Genomic DNA, 16531 nt, shown 5'->3' on the forward strand with positions numbered 1-16531 from the left:
GGGGCGCTCGGAGGCCAGCGCAGGTAGGACTCGGATGCTCCGGACGGCCGCCTGTTGCCGAGACCAGCGCGTCTCGCAGGGGCGTCGATGCGGCAAAAGGGCGGCCCAGGGCAGCACACGTCACTTTGCCGCAAGCGTGCGCAGAGTTCGGATTGCCGGACGCACGTGGTCGAGGAGCGGTGATGCGGAAGTGGGGGCTGCGGAAGGGTGGTTTTCGTGGGCGGCGAGGTTGGCGGCGAGGGCGTGGACGCGGGCGGCAGCGGCGGCGGACCAGGCGGGATCGTAGCCCGCAGCGAGGAGGGCGCCGATGATGCCGGAGAGGACGTCACCCGCACCGGCGGTGGCGGCCCAGGAACCCCCTGCTTCGTTGACGAGTACACGGCGCCCCGGCGTGGCGACGAGGGTGGCTCGGCCTTTGAGCAGAACGGTGAGTTGCCAGGATTCGGCGAGTTCGCGAACGGCGGCCACCCGGTCCTGGCCGACTTCTTGCCCGGCCAGACGGGCGAATTCGCCTGCGTGCGGGGTCAATACGGTCGGGGCGGTGCGGCCGCGGACCAGGTCGGGGTCGGCGGCGAGCAAGGTGAGGCCGTCGGCGTCGACGACGACGGGAAGGTCGGTGGCGAGGATTTCGGCGAGTCGTTTGCGGGCGTCGGTGTCGGTGCCCGCGCCGGGGCCGAATACCCAGGCCTGCACTCGGCCCGTGGACGAGATATCCTGGGCGGCAATGACTTCGGGGAAATGATCGAGGACCTCCGCCGCGCCGGTTCCGGCGTAGCGGACCATACCGGAGGTGGCCGCGACGGCCGCGCCGGTGCACAGCACGGCTGCGCCGGGATAGGTCGCGCTGCCCGCGCAGATGCCGGTGACGCCCTGGGTGTATTTGTCGTCTGTGTGCCCCGGGATCGGCCACCGCGCACCGATCTCCGCAGGTTCCAGCGCTGCGAGATTCGCTTCGGGTAGCCGTAAACCGATGGGCACCAATTCGATTCGGCCGCAGTAGGGCGCGGCCAAGGCATGTACCGGTTTGTAAGCGCCGAATGCGACCGTAACCTCGGCTCGGACAGCGGGCCCGGTCACCGCGCCGGTGTCCGGATCGACCCCGCTCGGCAGGTCGGCGGCGATGATCGGAACATCCAGAGCGGCAACGATTTCCGCCGCCATCGGACGCAGCGGTCCGCGGCCGGAGATGCCGACGATGCCATCGATCACCAGGTCGGGTGCGCCGAAACCAGTTTCATCGAGAATTGGTGCACCGCTGCTCGATCCGGCAGAGCTCGATCCGGCAGAGCTCAGCTCGGCGACGCCAGCCGATCCGACGGGACTCGACCCGACCGCGCCCCGTCCAAGGGAACTTGCCCTCGTCGCGCCACCCGCCCCGGCGGGAATCGATCCGGCGTCGCCTGACGTGGCCGAGCTCGCATCATCGGCACGCAATACATCCGCCGCAGTTCGGATCCTGCCACCCGCCTTGCGCAGTGCGGCAAGGCCTTTCGCGTGGGCGCGTTCCGGATTCAGCAGCAGAGCGGACACGGCGACGCCGCGGCGACGCAGCATTGATCCGGCCCAGAGCACGTCGCCGCCGTTATCGCCGGAGCCAACGAGCAGCAGCACCGACCTGCCCGCGATGCCGCCGGTCCGCGCACGCAACTCGCTCGCGACCACCGTCGCCAATCCGTAGGCCGCCCGATGCATGGGCATGCCCTCGGGGACACGGGTGAACAGCTCGGCCTCGGCCGCGCGCACTTCATCGGCGGTGAAATAGCCTCGCTGGCTGGACATGGACGCTCGCCTCCACTGTGTCGATCGGGCACTGCGGTTCCGCTCGTACGGGATACGCCGGAGCGGCGACACCATGGTGCCGCGCGAGCCCGCACCGTCAGCAGACTACGCTTGGCCGTCATGCCGATGGTGCGCCGCGCGATGTCCACCCGGATCGCAACCGGATTCGTCCTGGCCGCGACACTACTGCTGGCGGGCTGCGGCTCCAGCGATACGAGCTCGACCGCCGCGTCGACCACCGCGAAGGCAGGCCAGCCGACGACCACCAAGTCCGGCGATTCGAAACCCGCCGCCGTCACCGTCGACGTCACGGATATGAAGTTCTCGCCCGCCGAGGTCACCGTCAAGGTCGGCGAGACCGTGACCTGGAAATTCAAGGACTCCGTTCCGCACACCGTCCAGGGCATCGGCGATAAGGCCATGGGCATCAACAGCCCGATCTTCGACAAAGGCGAATGGAGCTACACCTTCTTCGCCCCCGGCACCTACCGCTACCTGTGCTCCCTGCACCCCCAGATGCGCGGGACCGTCACCGTCGAATAGCGGTGCGACGGCATTCGCCGATCAACCCGCGCACCGAGTGAGCCGCACAGGCTCGATTCAGACCACGCATTCAACCTCGGCAACGCGATCTCCGCATGGCTCGGCGCGTCGTCATCGCCGCGGAATACGGGTACACCGCACCCAACTGGGTCGGGGTCGTCCTGGTCGTGAGTGCGCTCGGCTTGGCATTCCCGTCGGGCAATCTCGAACGTCGCGGTGCCGAAACATCAAGCGAGCCAACCGAATCCCTGGTAACGGCCGGGCAGCCCTCGTAACCGGCGGCGCTCGCCGGTTACGACTGTCCCGCCGAACCCACGTCGCAGCACACCACCGGCACCCGGATGTCACAGCGGAGCCGTCCCCTGCCGACCGCCTCACCGCGCGATAGATCTACCAAGCCGCCCTGCCGAACAAGCCACGCCAGCTCTCTCCACCGAGCGCCCCGTAAGCTCCGGCACCAGTGAAGTCTGCAGGCAAGCTCGCGAGAGCCGGACCGGTCGGGCGGGGGACGGCGCGTTGAGTAGATCGACCAGGCGCTATTCGACGGTGACGGACTTCGCCAGGTTGCGGGGCTTGTCGATGTCGTAGCCGCGCGCCTGAGCCACCTCGGCGGCGAAGATCTGCAGCGGAACGGTCGACAGCAAGGGCTGGAAAAGCGTTGGCGCCGAAGGGATTTCGATGAGATCGTCGGCGAACGGGCGCACCGTGTCGTCGCCCTCCTCGGCGATCACGATGGTGCGGGCGCCGCGGGCCTGGATCTCACGGATATTGCTCAGCAGCTTCGAGTGCAGTACCGCGCGCCCCTTGGGTGAGGGCATGACGACGATCACCGGCAGCCCCTCCTCGATCAGCGCGATCGGGCCGTGCTTGAGCTCACCCGCCGCGAATCCCTCGGCGTGCATGTACGCGAGTTCCTTGAGCTTGAGCGCACCCTCCAGCGCCACCGGATAGCCGACGTGGCGGCCGAGGAACAGCACGGTCGGCACATGCGCCAGTTCCCTGGCGATCGCGCGCACCTGCGGCGCGGTCTCCAGTACCTGCTGCACCAGGTGCGGCATCGCCTCGAGTTCGGCGAACTCGCGGGCCACCTCATCCGGATACTTGGTGCCGCGCGCCTGCGCCAGGGCCAGCCCGACCAGGTAGTTCGCGGCCACCTGCGCCAGGAACGCCTTGGTGGACGCGACGCCGATCTCCGGTCCGGTCCTGGTGTAGAGCACCGCATCGGACTCGCGCGGAATCTGTGCGCCATTGGTATTGCAGATGGCGAGCACGCGCGCCTTCTGCTCCTTCGCGTGCCGCACCGCCTCGAGCGTGTCGGCGGTCTCACCCGACTGCGAGATCGCCACCACCAGCGTGGACCGGTCCAAAACCGGGTCGCGATAACGGAATTCGCTGGCCAGCTCGACCTCGACGGGCAGCCGGGTCCAGTGCTCGATCGCGTACTTGGCCAACAGTCCGGCGTGATAGGAACTGCCGCAGGCGACGACGAATACCTTGTCGAAGTCGCGCAGTTCCTGATCGGCGAGGCGCTGCTCGTCCAGCACGATCCGGCCACCGGCCTCGTCGTGAGTGAAGTGGCCGATCAGCGTGTCGGCGACACCGGCGGGCTGTTCCTCGATCTCCTTCAGCATGAAGAAGTCGTGCCCGCCCTTCTCGGCGGCGGCCAGATCCCAGTCGATGGTGAACGGGCGAGTACGCGCCGATCCGTCATTGCCCGCGAAGTCGGTGACCGCGTAGGTGTCGGCGGTGATCACGACGGCCTGGTCCTGGCCGAGTTCGACGGCCTCGCGGGTGTGCTCGATGAATGCGGTGACATCGGAGGCGATGAACATCTCGCCTTTGCCGACACCGACGACCAGCGGCGTCGAGCGGCGCGCGGCGACAATGACGTCCGGATGGTCGGCATGGGTGAAGACCAGCGTGAACGCACCCTCCAACCGGCGAAGCACGGCCAGCGCGCTCGCCGCGAAATCACCCGCGGTGGGGCCTTCGGCGTACGCGCGCGCCACTAGGTGCACGGCGACTTCGGTGTCGGTGTCACTGCTCAGCTCGACGCCGGCGTCTTCGAGCTCCCGGCGCAGCGGGGCGAAGTTCTCGATGATGCCGTTGTGCACCACGGCCACCTTGTTGGTGATGTCGCGGTGCGGATGGGCGTTGCGGTCGGTCGGCGCGCCGTGGGTGGCCCAGCGAGTGTGTCCCATGCCGGTGGTGCCCGCGAAGTGGTCGGCCCCCACCTCGGCGAGTTCGGCCTCGAGATTGGCCAGTTTGCCCGCCTTGCGTTCCACCGCCAACACGCCCGTGCCATCCAGGATCGCGACGCCCGCGGAGTCGTATCCTCGATATTCCATGCGGCGCAACGCGTCAACGACAACGCCGAGAGCGTCCCGGTACCCGACGTACCCCACGATTCCGCACATGGCTCACCAGAGTACTTATCGGATAACGTTCACGTCGTGTCGGCGTCTGTGAAATCACTCCTGAGCACCCTGACCAGCCGGGGACCCCACCGCGTACTGCGTGGCAATCTCGCCATCGCCGGTCAGCCCGGGGTGGTGTTCACCCCGGAGTCCGGACTGAATCTACCCGCGGTCGCATTCGGCCACGGCTGGCTGACCGGCGCCGCCAACTATCGCGCCACGCTCGAACACCTGGCGTCCTGGGGTTTTGTGGCCGCGGCCCCGGATACCGAGCGCGGGCCGATTCCGTCACACCTCGGATTGGCCACCGATCTGCTCACCACGCTCGATATCTGCACCAGCGTCCGGCTCGGTGACGGTGCTATCAGCGTGTATCCGGACCGGCTGGCACTGGCCGGGCACGGCATGGGCGCGGGCGCCGCGGTGATCGCCGCCGGACAGCGTCGCGTCGCCGCGGTTGCCGCCCTCTATCCAGCGCCGACCGCGCCGACCGCCGAGACCATCGCACCGGATATCGACACACCCGCGTTGGTGTTGGCAGGGGCGACCGATATCGAATCGGTCAGCTCGAATGCGATCCCGCTGACCGCCGCGTGGGCCGGGCCGGTGGTGCTGCGGGCGGTCGACGGGGCGTCGCACAACGGCATTGTCGAAGGACGTCGCGCGCTGGCGGCGTTGGGGGTAGGCAAACACGAAGCCAAGACCGCGCGGACGACGCGGGCGCTGCTCACCGGGTTTCTGCTGCACAAACTGTTGCGCGATAAGACATACGCGGCGTTTTCCGATCCGGAAGCGGCAATCCCGCACGCCACGGTTGTCGATCCGGAAGCGCCGCGCGAAGAGGAGAAGCCGAAGCTCTCGGTCATGCAACTCGCGCAGTTGTTGCGCAAGTGATCATGGCCGGAGGCCGTCGAGCGCGAGTTCGATGAACCGCCGCCAATCGCCGAATCCGTCGCGGCTGATCGTGGCGACCGCGCCGACGATCATATAGAGGTCGGCGACGGTCGCATCCGCGCGAATACTGCCGTCGCCTCGCCCCCTGGCCAGCAGTTCCGCCCCGAGTTCGGCCAGGTCGTCGCGTACCGTACCGCGCGGTTCGGTGTCGCCGAGCATCGATTCGATGGTGCCGGACAGTGCACGCCCCTGCTCGTGCACTTCGGCGACATGGCCGAGGAAACCGGCCAGTGCCTGCCGCGTATCCGGATTCGGCAGGCAGGTGCGGCGCACATGCTCGAGAATCCCGGCGAAACGCTGCTCAGCAGCCGCCTCGATCAGGGCGCGGCGAGTCGGGAAATGACGATAGATGGTGCCGACCCCGACCCCGGCCGCGCGTGCCACATCGGCCATTTGCACTTCATCACCGCGTTCGGCGAACAGTGCCGTCGCGGTTGCGAGGACCTGGTCGCGATTGCGGGCGGCGTCGGTGCGGAGTTTGCGGGTGTTCGGGTCGGTCATCTATCTCCCTGTCTGCCGGTCGTAGGTTAGACCCGGATCGGTGCGCGGGTGCGCTCGACGACGATCGCTACCGCCAAGGCGATCAGCATCACCAACGCAATGAACAGTTGCGGGTCCATGCCGATGACCCTGGTCGCTTCGGCGGCGTGCTCCGGATCCTGGGCTGCGGTACCGGGGAAGAGCAGCGCGCCGAACATGGCCAGCCAGGTGACCGATCCGAGTGCGGCAGCCAGATAGAACTGGGCGCGCAGGTTCCCCCTTCGCTGCCATAGGACCACCAGCCCGATCGCGCCGATGAGTGTGCCCATGCCGATGTATTGGGCGTCGTGGAATTTGGCATGTGGGGGCCAGGCCGGGTTGTGCAGGTGCAGGTCGGCGATGTCGGGGATGACCAGGTCGGCGAGGAGGGGGCCGATGAGGGTGTTGAGGAGGACGGCGCCGACGAGGATTCGCGGGAGGGTCCAGTGGGTGGTCATGAGGGTCCTATCGATCAGTTGACGGAACCGGAATCCGATTCCGATTTAACGGTAGGGCCGCGGACTGCGGACTGTCAACGGGCCGTTGGCATTCCGGGTGGTTCAACCGGACTACGGGCCGTGGAGGACCAGTGGAACTCGGTTGTGGGGCGCTTGCACGGTGGTCGACCGCTCGGTACGGTCGATCCAGCTGAATTGGGGGCGGGGAGCCGGTCCGGCCCTGTTCGATGTCATCGACATCCGGCGACCGGGGAGGACCACATGGTCGGCAGGGGGAAGCTCGTGGCCGGGTCCGTTTTCCAGACCCTGTTCCGCGCTGTCCGCGAACGCATTGCCGGTGCCGATACCGACCAGGCAGCACGGCACAAGGACTCGAAGGACAACCTGCCGCAGCACGCCCCGGCGACGCCGAAGATCTTCTCCTGGCCGGGTCTGTAAAGAAGGGCGATTCAATGTCAGGCAATGAGCCCACGAGAATCCCCCCGCACGGGGAGAACGTATTCCATTGGGAACGTACCGAAATCGAGGAAGCCTTCAAACCGCTGGATCCGAAGAATGCCCACGGTGCGGCCATGACCTACTCCAACGTGGCCACCCAATGGGACCAGGGGCTGGAGACTTTCGCTCGATCCGTCCAGGGCTCGATCGCCGAAGCATGGGAAGGCTCGGCCGCAGATAAAGCCAAAGACGCGATCAACCGCTACGTCACCAGCGCCCACGAGCTGACGCCATTGATCACCCAGATGTCGAACGACATGGAATCCGCCGCCGACGGAGTCCGCAACGTCGCCAACGGAATTCCGGAAGCCAACCACCACTCCTGGACCGCGAACGTCTGGCCGCCCCGCGCCCACGAAGAAGAAAACACCAAGAACGAGGCGACCGCTGGCGCACGCAACGCCATGCTCACCAACTACGTGAACAAATTCGCCGAGTTCGACGGACGAGTTCCCGTGCTGCCCACCGCACTCGACCCGACCAATCCACTGGACATCTCCGGGCCGATCAAATCCGGCGGCAACGAACCGGGATCGTCCGGTCCCGGCGGGACCTCCGGGGGCCCGACGGGCGGCACCTCGACTGGCGGTGAGACCAAGGATGGGACCGAATCCGAGGGCAAGTCTCCCGAGGAGACCACGTCCACCGACACCAACCCGACAGATACCAGCTCTAGCTCGACGAACCCGAGCAGCACGGCGTCGACGACACCGACTACGACGACACCGGGCACCACAACCGCGACAACGCCGAGCACCGCGACAACCCCGAGTTCCACCCCGATCGGCACGGGTTCGCCCGGCTCGCCAGGCAGTTCCACCTCGACGTCGCCGAGTCCCGGCCGCACCGTATCCGGCACGCCCACGACAACTACGACCAATCCCGCTGCGGCAGCGGCCACTACATCCACCTCGACCGGACGCAGCGGAATGGGAATGGGCGGTATGGGCGCCGGCGCGGGCCGCGGCAAGTCCGATGAGGACAGCACCCACCAGATACCGGACTACCTCATCAACGCCGCCAATACCGAAGAACTACTCGGCGAGATCGCGCGCACCCTCCCTGGCGGCGTGATCGGCGAAGATCCGGAATCCCCGCCCCCGCCGGCCCGCACCTGACCGCCGCACAACACCCCTCCGGCCGCGCTCGACGCAGGCCGGGATCGTCCATGCGGGCGGGCGCACCCACCGCGGCCGAAACCTGTTGGTCAGAAACGCAACGGACGCACCGCACCCGTCACGAACCACCCGCACGATCGATTGGAATCTCCAGATGGCTGAATGGACTTGGGAGCCGGACGATTTCGCCGCACTGTGGTTCAGCCCCGCGAACGACCGCTTCCCCAATCCACTCCGCTTCACCAGCCGCTTCGCCCACCGCGACAACTTCGACACGCACCGGGTCACCATGCGCGAGCGCTACTCCGCCGACGAACTCGAGGAGATCCAACTCGCCCTGCACACCCTCACCGCCTCGACCATTCGCATCCAGATCTTCGGCGGCACAACCCAACACAAGAACCCGGCAGGCGGCGTCCGCGTCTACCGAATCGTCGGCGCCCGCACCGACCACCACGCCATGTCACTGGCCCAAGCCACTTTTGGCGGCACCAATGGCCCCATCCGCTGCCGCCTTTTCCCCGTGGATCACCTCCCCGCCCAACTCACCAGCTCCCTCCCTCCCTGCACCCCGGGCACCAACCCACCCGCCACCTTCCACCCCAACGACATCTACGGCCGCCCCAACAGCCACCTCGAGAGCGTCACCCGCAACTCTCCTCGCGAGCGCTACCAACGCCTCCTCAACCGCCCCGCCGACGGCGGCGGCTCCGCCCTCCTCCACACCGGCCCCGCCAACAAACTCACCACCCCGCTGACCACCATCCAATGGCACGACATAACCAACGACGGCCGCTACACCGAACACCGCTCCCAGCACATAACCGTCCGCCCCACCACCCCCACCGCCCTGACCAGCCACTTCACCACCTGGATCGACCAAACAACCCAACGCCTCCGACAAGCCGAAGAAGACCGCTGGTAGAACCCGGCAATCCTCAGATCAACCAGCTCTTGCGGCGGTAGTACTCGGACTCAGGGTCGTCATCCTCGTCGATCGGTGTGACGACATCGTGAGCTTTGCGGGCTGCGATCGACCGTGCGATCGCCTCGCGCTGCTCCCGTGCCTCGGCAGCCAGGCGTTCCTGCTCGGCACGAGCCTCGGTCTCGCGACGTTCTCGCTCGTCCGCCTCCGCCTGTGCCTTCTCCAACTCCTCAGCGCGTTCTTCCCAGAACGTGCGCATTTCTTCGTTCATTTGTTCAACGAAGTCGCGTCCCCGCTCTGCACTTCGCTGCTCGATCTCTACGAGTTCCTCGCGCAGCATCCGAGACCGGCGGTCGTGCTCTTCGAATATCCGCTCGATCTCTTCCGAGTAGTTCGTCATCGTGCACCTCCACTAATCGCATCCACTTGCTAGAGCGGGCCGGCCTCGGCGAGTTGCGCCCCACTATCGAAAGGTTGCTCGGGTTTCTCTTCCTCGGTGCCGGTAAGCGCCGGGTCGGGCGTGTGCTCGCCGTCCTCTTCCCGCTTGGTGCCCGTTCCGGTAGGCACGCCGGAGGTTGTGCCCGGACTTCCTGTGCCCTCCTCCTCCTGCGAGTTGTCAGAGGAAGAAGCGCCCCCCTGGTCTTCGCCTTCCTTCTCGACCTCGGTGTCCGAGATAACCGGTGCACCGTTCTCGTCCAGCTTCATGCTGTACTCGTGCGACTTTCCGTCGGCATCGGTCGAGACGAGTTTCAACTGTCCGTCCTGGCCCATCTCGAACTTCAAATGCTTTCCGGCCAAATCGAACTCGGCACCCGATTTACTGTTGTCATCCGGCTTGCCGTCGCCATCTTTGTCTTCAGTACTCGTCGGGTTGAGAATCTTTTCGATCTCCTGCACCGCATTATCGATCCCGTCCTTGATCGAAGTGCCCAGAGAGGTGAGTCCTTGACCGACGGTCTGACCGAGTGAAGTCAATTGCGATGCCGCAGAGGTAAGCGAGGACAGCCCGGACAGGAGATTGCTCGCCGTGGTGGCAGCGCTGGGCGTCGTTGCCGTGGTTGTAGTCGTCGGCGTCGAGGTATTCGTGCTCGGGGTCGTCGTCCCGGGGCCGGGGGTCGACGAAGTCGTGGTGGAGTTGTTGTTGGTGGGATTGTTGTTCGTCTTGTCCGTGGTGGTCCCTTGCGGGCGTGGATAAGGGTTGCTGTCCAAATCCTCCATGGCCTTGACCAGCAACGGATACGCCTCTTTGATCGCCGTATCGGTCGAGTTGCACTTGTCCACGAAGTTGGTCAGCGTGTCCTCGAATTTCTTCTTGAAAACATCGTCGAGCCACTTACGGCTGACCTTCTTCGTCGATTCCTTATCGAGGCCCAGCACTCCGGCCGCGGCCGAACTGCCGGCACCGACGGTAACGACACCAACCGCGGCAACAATACCCCAATCCTTCCACGAAAAATCCGACCAGCCGGTATTGGCGCCTTTGATTATCTCGTCGATATCCGAGGGCGACTTGCCGTCGACCTTTACTTCGCCGGAACTGCTTGCCAGTTCGTGGACGTGATCCGCCTTCGATTGAACCGCCGACCGAAGCTTCGGCACTACGGTTGTAATCGCATCGAGCGCGGCCCTAGCCTTACGTCGGTCCTCCTTGGACATCGCGAGCTGCTGCCCGAACATATACTTCGCGGCTCCAGCCGCCTGCCCCTGCCATATCGTGTCCAACTTCTGCGACAGTGCATACTGCGTATCCCACTGGGTATCAACCTCATTGAGCGATGAACGGAGAGCGGTAGCCGTATTGGCCAGCTTTTCCAGGTTCATGCCTCGCTGTTCGTCATACCTGGCGTAGATTTGATTCAAGGTCAGACTCGGATCATGCCCGAACGCCTTCTTATAACGCTCGATCAACTGAGCAAAGAACTGCAGTCCTGACGACCCCGTATCGAGAATTGCATCGGCATTCTTACCGCTGATGTCGGGTGACGTGGTATCCGCCATGCTATGACTCCTTCGAACCCGCCAGCTTCGGAATATGACTAAGCATTTTTGGTCTTGTCCGCATTCTCTTTGTCGGTATCGGAATACACGATGCTGGCCGCACCCGCCGTATCACCGATGGCCGCACCGGCCGATCCCCAAGCTTTCAGCCATTTCACGACATTTTCCAACCCGCTGTGGATTGCTTTCCCCTGGGTCGCGTAGTTACGCCCGGCATCCCCGTCGCCGAACATATTGTCGGATATCCGCTTGGCGCTGTTCGTCACCACAGCCGCCGACAGCTGCAGGTCGCTGCCGAACTGACCGAGTTCCCCGGTCTTGACGCCCAACATCTGGCTCGAATCGGTCATCGGTAAGGCCCCTCCAGTCCTGTCGTCCGATCGTGCGGCGGCGATCCAGCTCGCGCCGAGTGCTTGCCTTACTTCCTTCGACGCGTACGGGCGGGATCCGGTTCCATCGGATCGATCGGCCCAGGTCGCATGCGCAGAAATCTACTGGGTGGGTCTATCGGCTACAACCAAGCGTCGACGCGTCGCAGAAGAAATGAGTACGGCCCGACCCCGAGAACAGGGCCGGGCCGACAAACCAGAGGCTAGTGCCCGATCTTCCCCTGATCGGTCCGCACCCACTCGGAAGTCCCGTCCGGATGCCGATGGAACTCCCACGCGGAGTAATCGCCGTCCTTCTCGACCACGGTGACCTGGTCGGCGATGCCGTCGTGGTCCCAGTCGGTCCACACCTGCATGGCCTCGGGGCCGGTGGTGGTGACGGTGTCGAGGGTGCCGTCGCCGTCGATGTCCTGGGTCGGGTGGTGCAGTTCGACTTCTCCGAGGCCGTCCAGGGAGGAGGATGCGTCGATGCCGGGTAGATCCATGCCCGGGAATTCACCTGAGGTGATCATGACTCCTCCTGGTCGGGACTCGCGTGGGTGACACGGCGGTCGATCGGTGGGTACCGGTCCATAGTGTCATCCGCGAGTCCCGAACGCAGCTCCGCGCCCTAATTATTGGGGACAATCACTTTTTCGGAATGATCAGCCACAGCACCAGATACACGACGAACTGCGGGCCCGGGAGCAAGCAGGACAGGACGAACAGCAACCGGACGACGTTGGCGTTCCAGCCGAAGTATTCGGCGATGCCGCCGCAGACGCCGGCGATCCACTTGTCGTGGGTGGAGCGGGTGAGTCGGCGGGTGGGCGCGGGGGCGGTCATTGTGTTCCCTCTCTGGTGATGTTCGGTACGGCATCAACTCTGCCGGGGAAAACAGCGCTTCACATCGGTCGCATGACCTATCCCGACCCTGATTTCCGCAGGCCGCGGACTCAGGGTGCAACCCCGAGCACCGACCAGACCCCGCGGTGCCGGTGCGGCACGGACACGGCAGACTCATGCTGGTGAGCACCACTCTGCACGCGCGCGGACTCTCCGCGGGCCACGGCGAACGCACCCTGTTCGACGACCTCGATTTCACCCTCGCGCCGGGTGATGTGATCGGTTTGGTCGGCACGAACGGGGCGGGCAAGTCGACGCTGCTGCGCATGCTCGCGAACCGATCGACACCCACCGGCAGCATCACGCTGTCCCCGCCCGACGCCACCGTCGGGTACTTGGCGCAGGAGCCCGAGCGGATCCCCGGGGAGACGGTGCTCGAATTCCTCCTTCGCCGAACAGGTGTCGCCGAAGCACAGCGGATCATGGATGCCGCGGCAGAGCGTTTGGCCGACGGCGGTGCGGACGAATATTCGCCGGCCCTCGAGCGCTGGCTCGCGCTCGGCGGCGCCGATCTGGACCAGCGGGCCGAGGAGGTCGCGGCGGATCTCGGTCTCGCGGAAAGCCTGCCGAACGGCCTCGACACCGCGATGACCGGCCTCTCCGGCGGCCAAGCGGCCCGCGCCGGACTCGCTTCGGTTCTGTTGTCCCGGTTCGACATTCTGCTGCTCGACGAGCCGACGAACGATCTGGATCTCGACGGTCTCGCCCGGCTGGAACAGTTCGTGACCGGCGTGCGGGTGCCGCTGATGGTGATCAGTCACGACCGAGAGTTCTTGGCGCGCACCGTGAATCGCATTGTCGAGCTCGATCTCGCGCAGCAGCAGGTGGGAATCTACGACGGCGGCTACGAGGCGTATCTGATGGAGCGTGAGATCGCCCGCCAGCACGCGCGCGAGGCCTACGAGGAGTACGCCGACACCAAGGCCGGGCTCGAGGCCCGCGCCCAAATGCAGCGCAACTGGCTCGAACACGGCGTTCGCAATGCTCGCCGAAAGGCCCGCGACCCCAAGAAGGTCGATTCCGACAAGGCGGGCCGCAAGATGCGCGCCGAATCCACCGAGAAGCAGGCCGCCAAGGCCCGCCAGACCCAACGGCGCATCGAGCGTCTGGATGTGGTCGAGGAGCCGCGCAAGGAGTGGGAACTGCGCATGTCCATCGCGGCGGCGCCGCGCAGCGGCTCGGTGGTCGCCACTTTGTCGAATGCCACCCTCACCCGAGGGGAGTTCGAGCTCGGGCCGATCACCACTCAGGTCGACTGGGCCGACCGCATCGTGCTGACCGGCGCCAACGGTTCGGGCAAGTCCACACTCCTGGCTCTGCTGCTCGGAAAAAACCAGCCGGACAACGGAACTGCCACACTGGGCTCCGGCGTCGAAATCGGCGAGGTCGACCAGGCGCGCGGGCTCTTCAGCGGAAGTGCCGCCCTCGCGGAAACTTTCAGCGCCGAAATGCCCGACTGGCCCGACGCCGATGTCCGCACCCTGCTGGCCAAATTCGGTCTGCGCGGCCCACATGTCCTGCGGTCCTGCGAAACCCTCTCTCCCGGTGAGCGCACCCGCGCAGCACTCGCCCTGCTCCAAGCCCGCGGCGTCAACCTGCTGGTGCTCGACGAACCGACCAACCACCTCGACCTACCCGCCATCGAACAACTCGAGCAGGCCATCGAATCCTTCGAAGGCACAATGCTTCTGGTCACCCACGACCGCCGCATGCTCGACTCGGTGACCGCGACCCGCCGCTGGCACATGAACAACGGACATCTCACCGAAAGCTAGGTGATTTCTGCGGCTCATCGGGTCGGGGTTGCTGCCCGGCGAACTATAGGTGCCGCTTGCTGAGCCGCGCCTCATCGACGCGCACCCGGGGATGCCGTGGGCCCAAGGGCGAGGCGGGATGGTCCCGTGCAGTGCAGGCGGGTGGCGAAGGGCGATTTGAGGTGAGAGGCCGCCAGGGGGATCAGTTCGGCGGCTTGGGTGTAGCCGCGGCGTCGGTGGTGGCGTTGGAGTTCGGTGGTGAGGGCTGTGCGGGAGATGCCCAGGCGGAGTGCGGCTTCCAGGGTGGCCAGGGCTTCGGGCCGGGGCGCTGTGCGAGCTACGTCGATTGCGGTTCGGGTGGGGTTGGTGGCGACTATGCCGTGGATCAGTTCCAGTTCGGCCTGGTCGACATGGTCACGATGCACGATCAGGCGGCAGGATCGTGAATCCTGAATGCCCAGTACGTGGGTGGGTTGGCTGTGCGGTATCGGGAAACCGTGCAGTTCCGCGGCTGTGTGGTAGGCGGCGGTAAGGGTTGGCACTCCCATGGATAGTCGGGCCGCTTCGACACGGAGTCGGGCGGAGGGTGGGGTGGTTGCTTCGCGGAAGACGCCGCGAAAGACGCGGACCCATTCGCCTCGGTCGAGCAGCGTTCGCATCTCCGCGCGGGTGTACTCGCATAGCACCTGCCATGAGGTGAATACCCCGAATTGCTTGTCCCGCACTTCTTCCAGGCCTGGTCGCATACGCCAACTATCGGCGAAACCGAACCTCGCCCTCGGTGCCCGACCAGCGCAGACAGAAAGTCTGTGGATAACCGATTCCCTGTGGACAACTCGCCGTGCCGCAGCGAACCTTCGGGCCTCGTACCGGTCCCGCCACCCAAAGCGGCCAGGACGTGCGGCCGATTCCCCAACTACACCGCGGCGACGCGCTTGGCCAGATCGTCGGCCAACTGCTGGGCTTGAACCGGGTCGGTCGCCTCGACCATCACCCGAACCAGTTGCTCGGTTCCACTGGGGCGCAACAGGATTCGCCCGGAGTCCCCGAGGGCTCGTTCGGCTTCCGCTACCGCCTCGCGGATTTCGGGGGCGGCGGCGACCGTGGCCTTGTCGGTAACCGGGACATTCACCAGCACCTGCGGCACGGTCTGCAGCACCGAAGCCAAATCGGCCAGCGTGCGGCCGGTTTGCGCCATACGAGCCATCAGTTTCAATCCGGTGAGGATGCCGTCGCCGGTGGTGCCGTAGTCGGGGAAAACCACGTGGCCGGACTGTTCACCGCCGAGGTTGTAGCCGCCGCGACGCAACTCCTCGAGGACGTACCGGTCGCCAACGGCGGTGGTGCGCAAGGTGATTCCCGCTTCGCGCATCGCGATGTGCAGGCCCAGATTGCTCATGACCGTGGCGACCAGCGTGTTCTGGACGAGCGAACCGGTCTCGTGCATGGCAAGCGCGAGGATGGCCAGGATCGCGTCACCGTCGACGACGGCGCCGTCGGCATCGACGGCCAACGTGCGGTCGGCATCGCCGTCGTGTGCGATGCCGAGGTCGGCGCCGTGCTCGCGTACCGCGTGCTGAATTTGTTCGAGATGCGTTGAGCCGCAACCATCATTGATGTTGAGGCCGTCCGGTTCGGCACTGATCGCGATGACCGTCGCACCGGCCGCACGGTAGGCCGCGGGTCCGACCTCGGAGGCCGCGCCGTGCGCACAGTCGACGACGACGGTCAGCCCGGACAGGTCCTGTCCGGTCGCCTCGACCAGATGCTCGACATACCGCTCGTGCGTGCCCGCCTCGCTGTATTGATTCGGGATCACCAGCCCGTGATCGCGAGCGCCGGAAGCGTTCAACACGCGACCGATCCCCGCACCGATCGGCCGCAGCGTCGCGTCTTCGGCGATCAACGCCTCGATCCGATCCTCGATCGCGTCGTCGAGCTTGTGCCCACCGGCCGCGAAGATCTTGATTCCGTTGTCCGGCATGGGATTGTGCGAGGCCGAGATCATTACGCCGAGGCAGGCGTCGTACAGACCGGTCAGATACGCCACGGCCGGAGTCGGAAGTACACCTACCGAAAGCACATTCACGCCCGCGGCGGTCAGACCCGCGGTGACCGCGGCCTCGAGCATCTCACCGCTGGCGCGTGGATCGCGACCGACCACGGCGAGCGCGCGCTCCTTGCCGCGACTCAGGATCTGCGCGGCGGCACCGGAAACCCGCAGCGCCAGTTCCGGACTCAGCGATTCATTGGCAAGCCCACGGACTCCGTCGGTGCCGAACAAACGTCCCACT

The 16531-nt window shown here is 65.8% G+C and carries 18 protein-coding genes; 7 read left to right on the plus strand and 11 right to left on the minus strand.

The genetic code is table 11. The annotated features are described in order from the left end of the window. Positions 1 to 120: 120 nt before the first annotated feature. The gene (locus ACQPZ2_RS39760; RefSeq protein ID WP_433523091.1) at positions 121 to 1779 is read right to left on the minus strand and encodes an NAD(P)H-hydrate dehydratase; all 1659 of its coding nucleotides are present in this window, start codon (positions 1777 to 1779) and stop codon (positions 121 to 123) included. A gap of 120 nt (positions 1780 to 1899) precedes the next feature. Here ACQPZ2_RS39760 and ACQPZ2_RS39765 point away from each other — a divergent pair, with 120 nt between their 5' ends. Then, the gene (locus ACQPZ2_RS39765; protein ID WP_433523092.1) at positions 1900 to 2322 is read left to right on the plus strand and encodes a cupredoxin domain-containing protein; all 423 of its coding nucleotides are present in this window, start codon (positions 1900 to 1902) and stop codon (positions 2320 to 2322) included. Positions 2323 to 2417: 95 nt separating this feature from the next. Beyond that, positions 2418 to 2597 (plus strand): hypothetical protein, encoded by a 180-nt coding sequence (locus ACQPZ2_RS39770; RefSeq protein ID WP_433523093.1) that lies wholly within the window; start codon positions 2418 to 2420, stop codon positions 2595 to 2597. Positions 2598 to 2858: 261 nt separating this feature from the next. On the opposite strand, the gene glmS is transcribed toward ACQPZ2_RS39770, so the two are convergent. Next, positions 2859 to 4739 carry a glutamine--fructose-6-phosphate transaminase (isomerizing) gene (glmS, locus tag ACQPZ2_RS39775; protein WP_433523094.1) on the minus strand — a complete coding sequence of 627 codons (1881 nt, stop codon included), beginning with the start codon at positions 4737 to 4739 and terminating at the stop codon, positions 2859 to 2861. Positions 4740 to 4775: 36 nt separating this feature from the next. On the opposite strand from glmS, the gene ACQPZ2_RS39780 reads away from it, so the two are divergent. Then, positions 4776 to 5633, plus strand: coding sequence for a dienelactone hydrolase family protein (locus ACQPZ2_RS39780; RefSeq protein ID WP_433523095.1), 858 nt, complete (start codon positions 4776 to 4778; stop codon positions 5631 to 5633). On the opposite strand, the gene ACQPZ2_RS39785 is transcribed toward ACQPZ2_RS39780, so the two are convergent. Together ACQPZ2_RS39785 and ACQPZ2_RS39790 are read right to left on the minus strand one after the other, a co-directional pair. Further along, the gene (locus ACQPZ2_RS39785) at positions 5634 to 6194 is read right to left on the minus strand and encodes a TetR/AcrR family transcriptional regulator (RefSeq protein WP_433523096.1); all 561 of its coding nucleotides are present in this window, start codon (positions 6192 to 6194) and stop codon (positions 5634 to 5636) included. It abuts the gene before it with no gap. 26 nt (positions 6195 to 6220) lie between these two features. Continuing rightward, the gene (locus tag ACQPZ2_RS39790) at positions 6221 to 6670 is read right to left on the minus strand and encodes a DUF6640 family protein (RefSeq protein ID WP_433523097.1); all 450 of its coding nucleotides are present in this window, start codon (positions 6668 to 6670) and stop codon (positions 6221 to 6223) included. A 261-nt stretch (positions 6671 to 6931) separates the two neighbouring features. Between ACQPZ2_RS39790 and ACQPZ2_RS39795 the strand changes: the two genes are divergently transcribed. From ACQPZ2_RS39795 to ACQPZ2_RS39805, 3 genes are all read left to right on the plus strand, one after another. Then, on the plus strand, positions 6932 to 7108 hold the full coding sequence (locus ACQPZ2_RS39795) for a hypothetical protein (RefSeq protein ID WP_433523098.1): 177 nt from the start codon (positions 6932 to 6934) through the stop codon (positions 7106 to 7108). 14 nt (positions 7109 to 7122) lie between these two features. Then, on the plus strand, positions 7123 to 8286 hold the full coding sequence (locus ACQPZ2_RS39800) for a WXG100 family type VII secretion target (protein WP_433523099.1): 1164 nt from the start codon (positions 7123 to 7125) through the stop codon (positions 8284 to 8286). A 154-nt stretch (positions 8287 to 8440) separates the two neighbouring features. Further along, entirely contained in the window at positions 8441 to 9211 is a 771-nt protein-coding gene (locus ACQPZ2_RS39805; protein WP_433523100.1) for an ESX secretion-associated protein EspG, read from the plus strand. A 13-nt stretch (positions 9212 to 9224) separates the two neighbouring features. Here the strand turns inward: ACQPZ2_RS39805 and ACQPZ2_RS39810 are convergent, their stop codons facing one another. The 5 genes from ACQPZ2_RS39810 to ACQPZ2_RS39830 all read right to left on the minus strand — a co-directional run bounded on the left by ACQPZ2_RS39810 (position 9225) and on the right by ACQPZ2_RS39830 (position 12423). Next, positions 9225 to 9611, minus strand: coding sequence for a hypothetical protein (locus ACQPZ2_RS39810; protein ID WP_063039073.1), 387 nt, complete (start codon positions 9609 to 9611; stop codon positions 9225 to 9227). Between the two features lie 29 nt (positions 9612 to 9640). After that, positions 9641 to 11209 (minus strand): hypothetical protein, encoded by a 1569-nt coding sequence (locus ACQPZ2_RS39815; protein ID WP_433523101.1) that lies wholly within the window; start codon positions 11207 to 11209, stop codon positions 9641 to 9643. Between the two features lie 38 nt (positions 11210 to 11247). After that, a complete protein-coding gene (locus ACQPZ2_RS39820) occupies positions 11248 to 11559 on the minus strand; it encodes a hypothetical protein (RefSeq protein ID WP_063039077.1) in 312 nt (103 codons plus the stop codon). A 242-nt stretch (positions 11560 to 11801) separates the two neighbouring features. Beyond that, complete coding sequence (locus tag ACQPZ2_RS39825; RefSeq protein WP_040686697.1) at positions 11802 to 12110, minus strand: DUF6802 family protein; 309 nt, start codon at positions 12108 to 12110, stop codon at positions 11802 to 11804. Positions 12111 to 12225: 115 nt separating this feature from the next. After that, on the minus strand, positions 12226 to 12423 hold the full coding sequence (locus ACQPZ2_RS39830; RefSeq protein ID WP_040686696.1) for a PspC domain-containing protein: 198 nt from the start codon (positions 12421 to 12423) through the stop codon (positions 12226 to 12228). Positions 12424 to 12599: 176 nt separating this feature from the next. Here ACQPZ2_RS39830 and ACQPZ2_RS39835 point away from each other — a divergent pair, with 176 nt between their 5' ends. Continuing rightward, the gene (locus ACQPZ2_RS39835; protein WP_433523102.1) at positions 12600 to 14258 is read left to right on the plus strand and encodes an ABC-F family ATP-binding cassette domain-containing protein; all 1659 of its coding nucleotides are present in this window, start codon (positions 12600 to 12602) and stop codon (positions 14256 to 14258) included. Between the two features lie 71 nt (positions 14259 to 14329). Here the strand turns inward: ACQPZ2_RS39835 and ACQPZ2_RS39840 are convergent, their stop codons facing one another. Beyond that, the gene (locus ACQPZ2_RS39840) at positions 14330 to 14983 is read right to left on the minus strand and encodes a hypothetical protein (RefSeq protein ID WP_433523103.1); all 654 of its coding nucleotides are present in this window, start codon (positions 14981 to 14983) and stop codon (positions 14330 to 14332) included. A gap of 170 nt (positions 14984 to 15153) precedes the next feature. Then, the gene (glmM, locus tag ACQPZ2_RS39845; protein ID WP_433523104.1) at positions 15154 to 16530 is read right to left on the minus strand and encodes a phosphoglucosamine mutase; all 1377 of its coding nucleotides are present in this window, start codon (positions 16528 to 16530) and stop codon (positions 15154 to 15156) included. Between the last annotated feature and the right edge of the window lies 1 nt (position 16531).

Origin of the sequence: Nocardia pseudovaccinii (genome assembly GCF_050942345.1) — a bacterium.
In the GTDB taxonomy this organism is placed as follows: Bacteria; Actinomycetota; Actinomycetes; order Mycobacteriales; family Mycobacteriaceae; genus Nocardia; species Nocardia pseudovaccinii.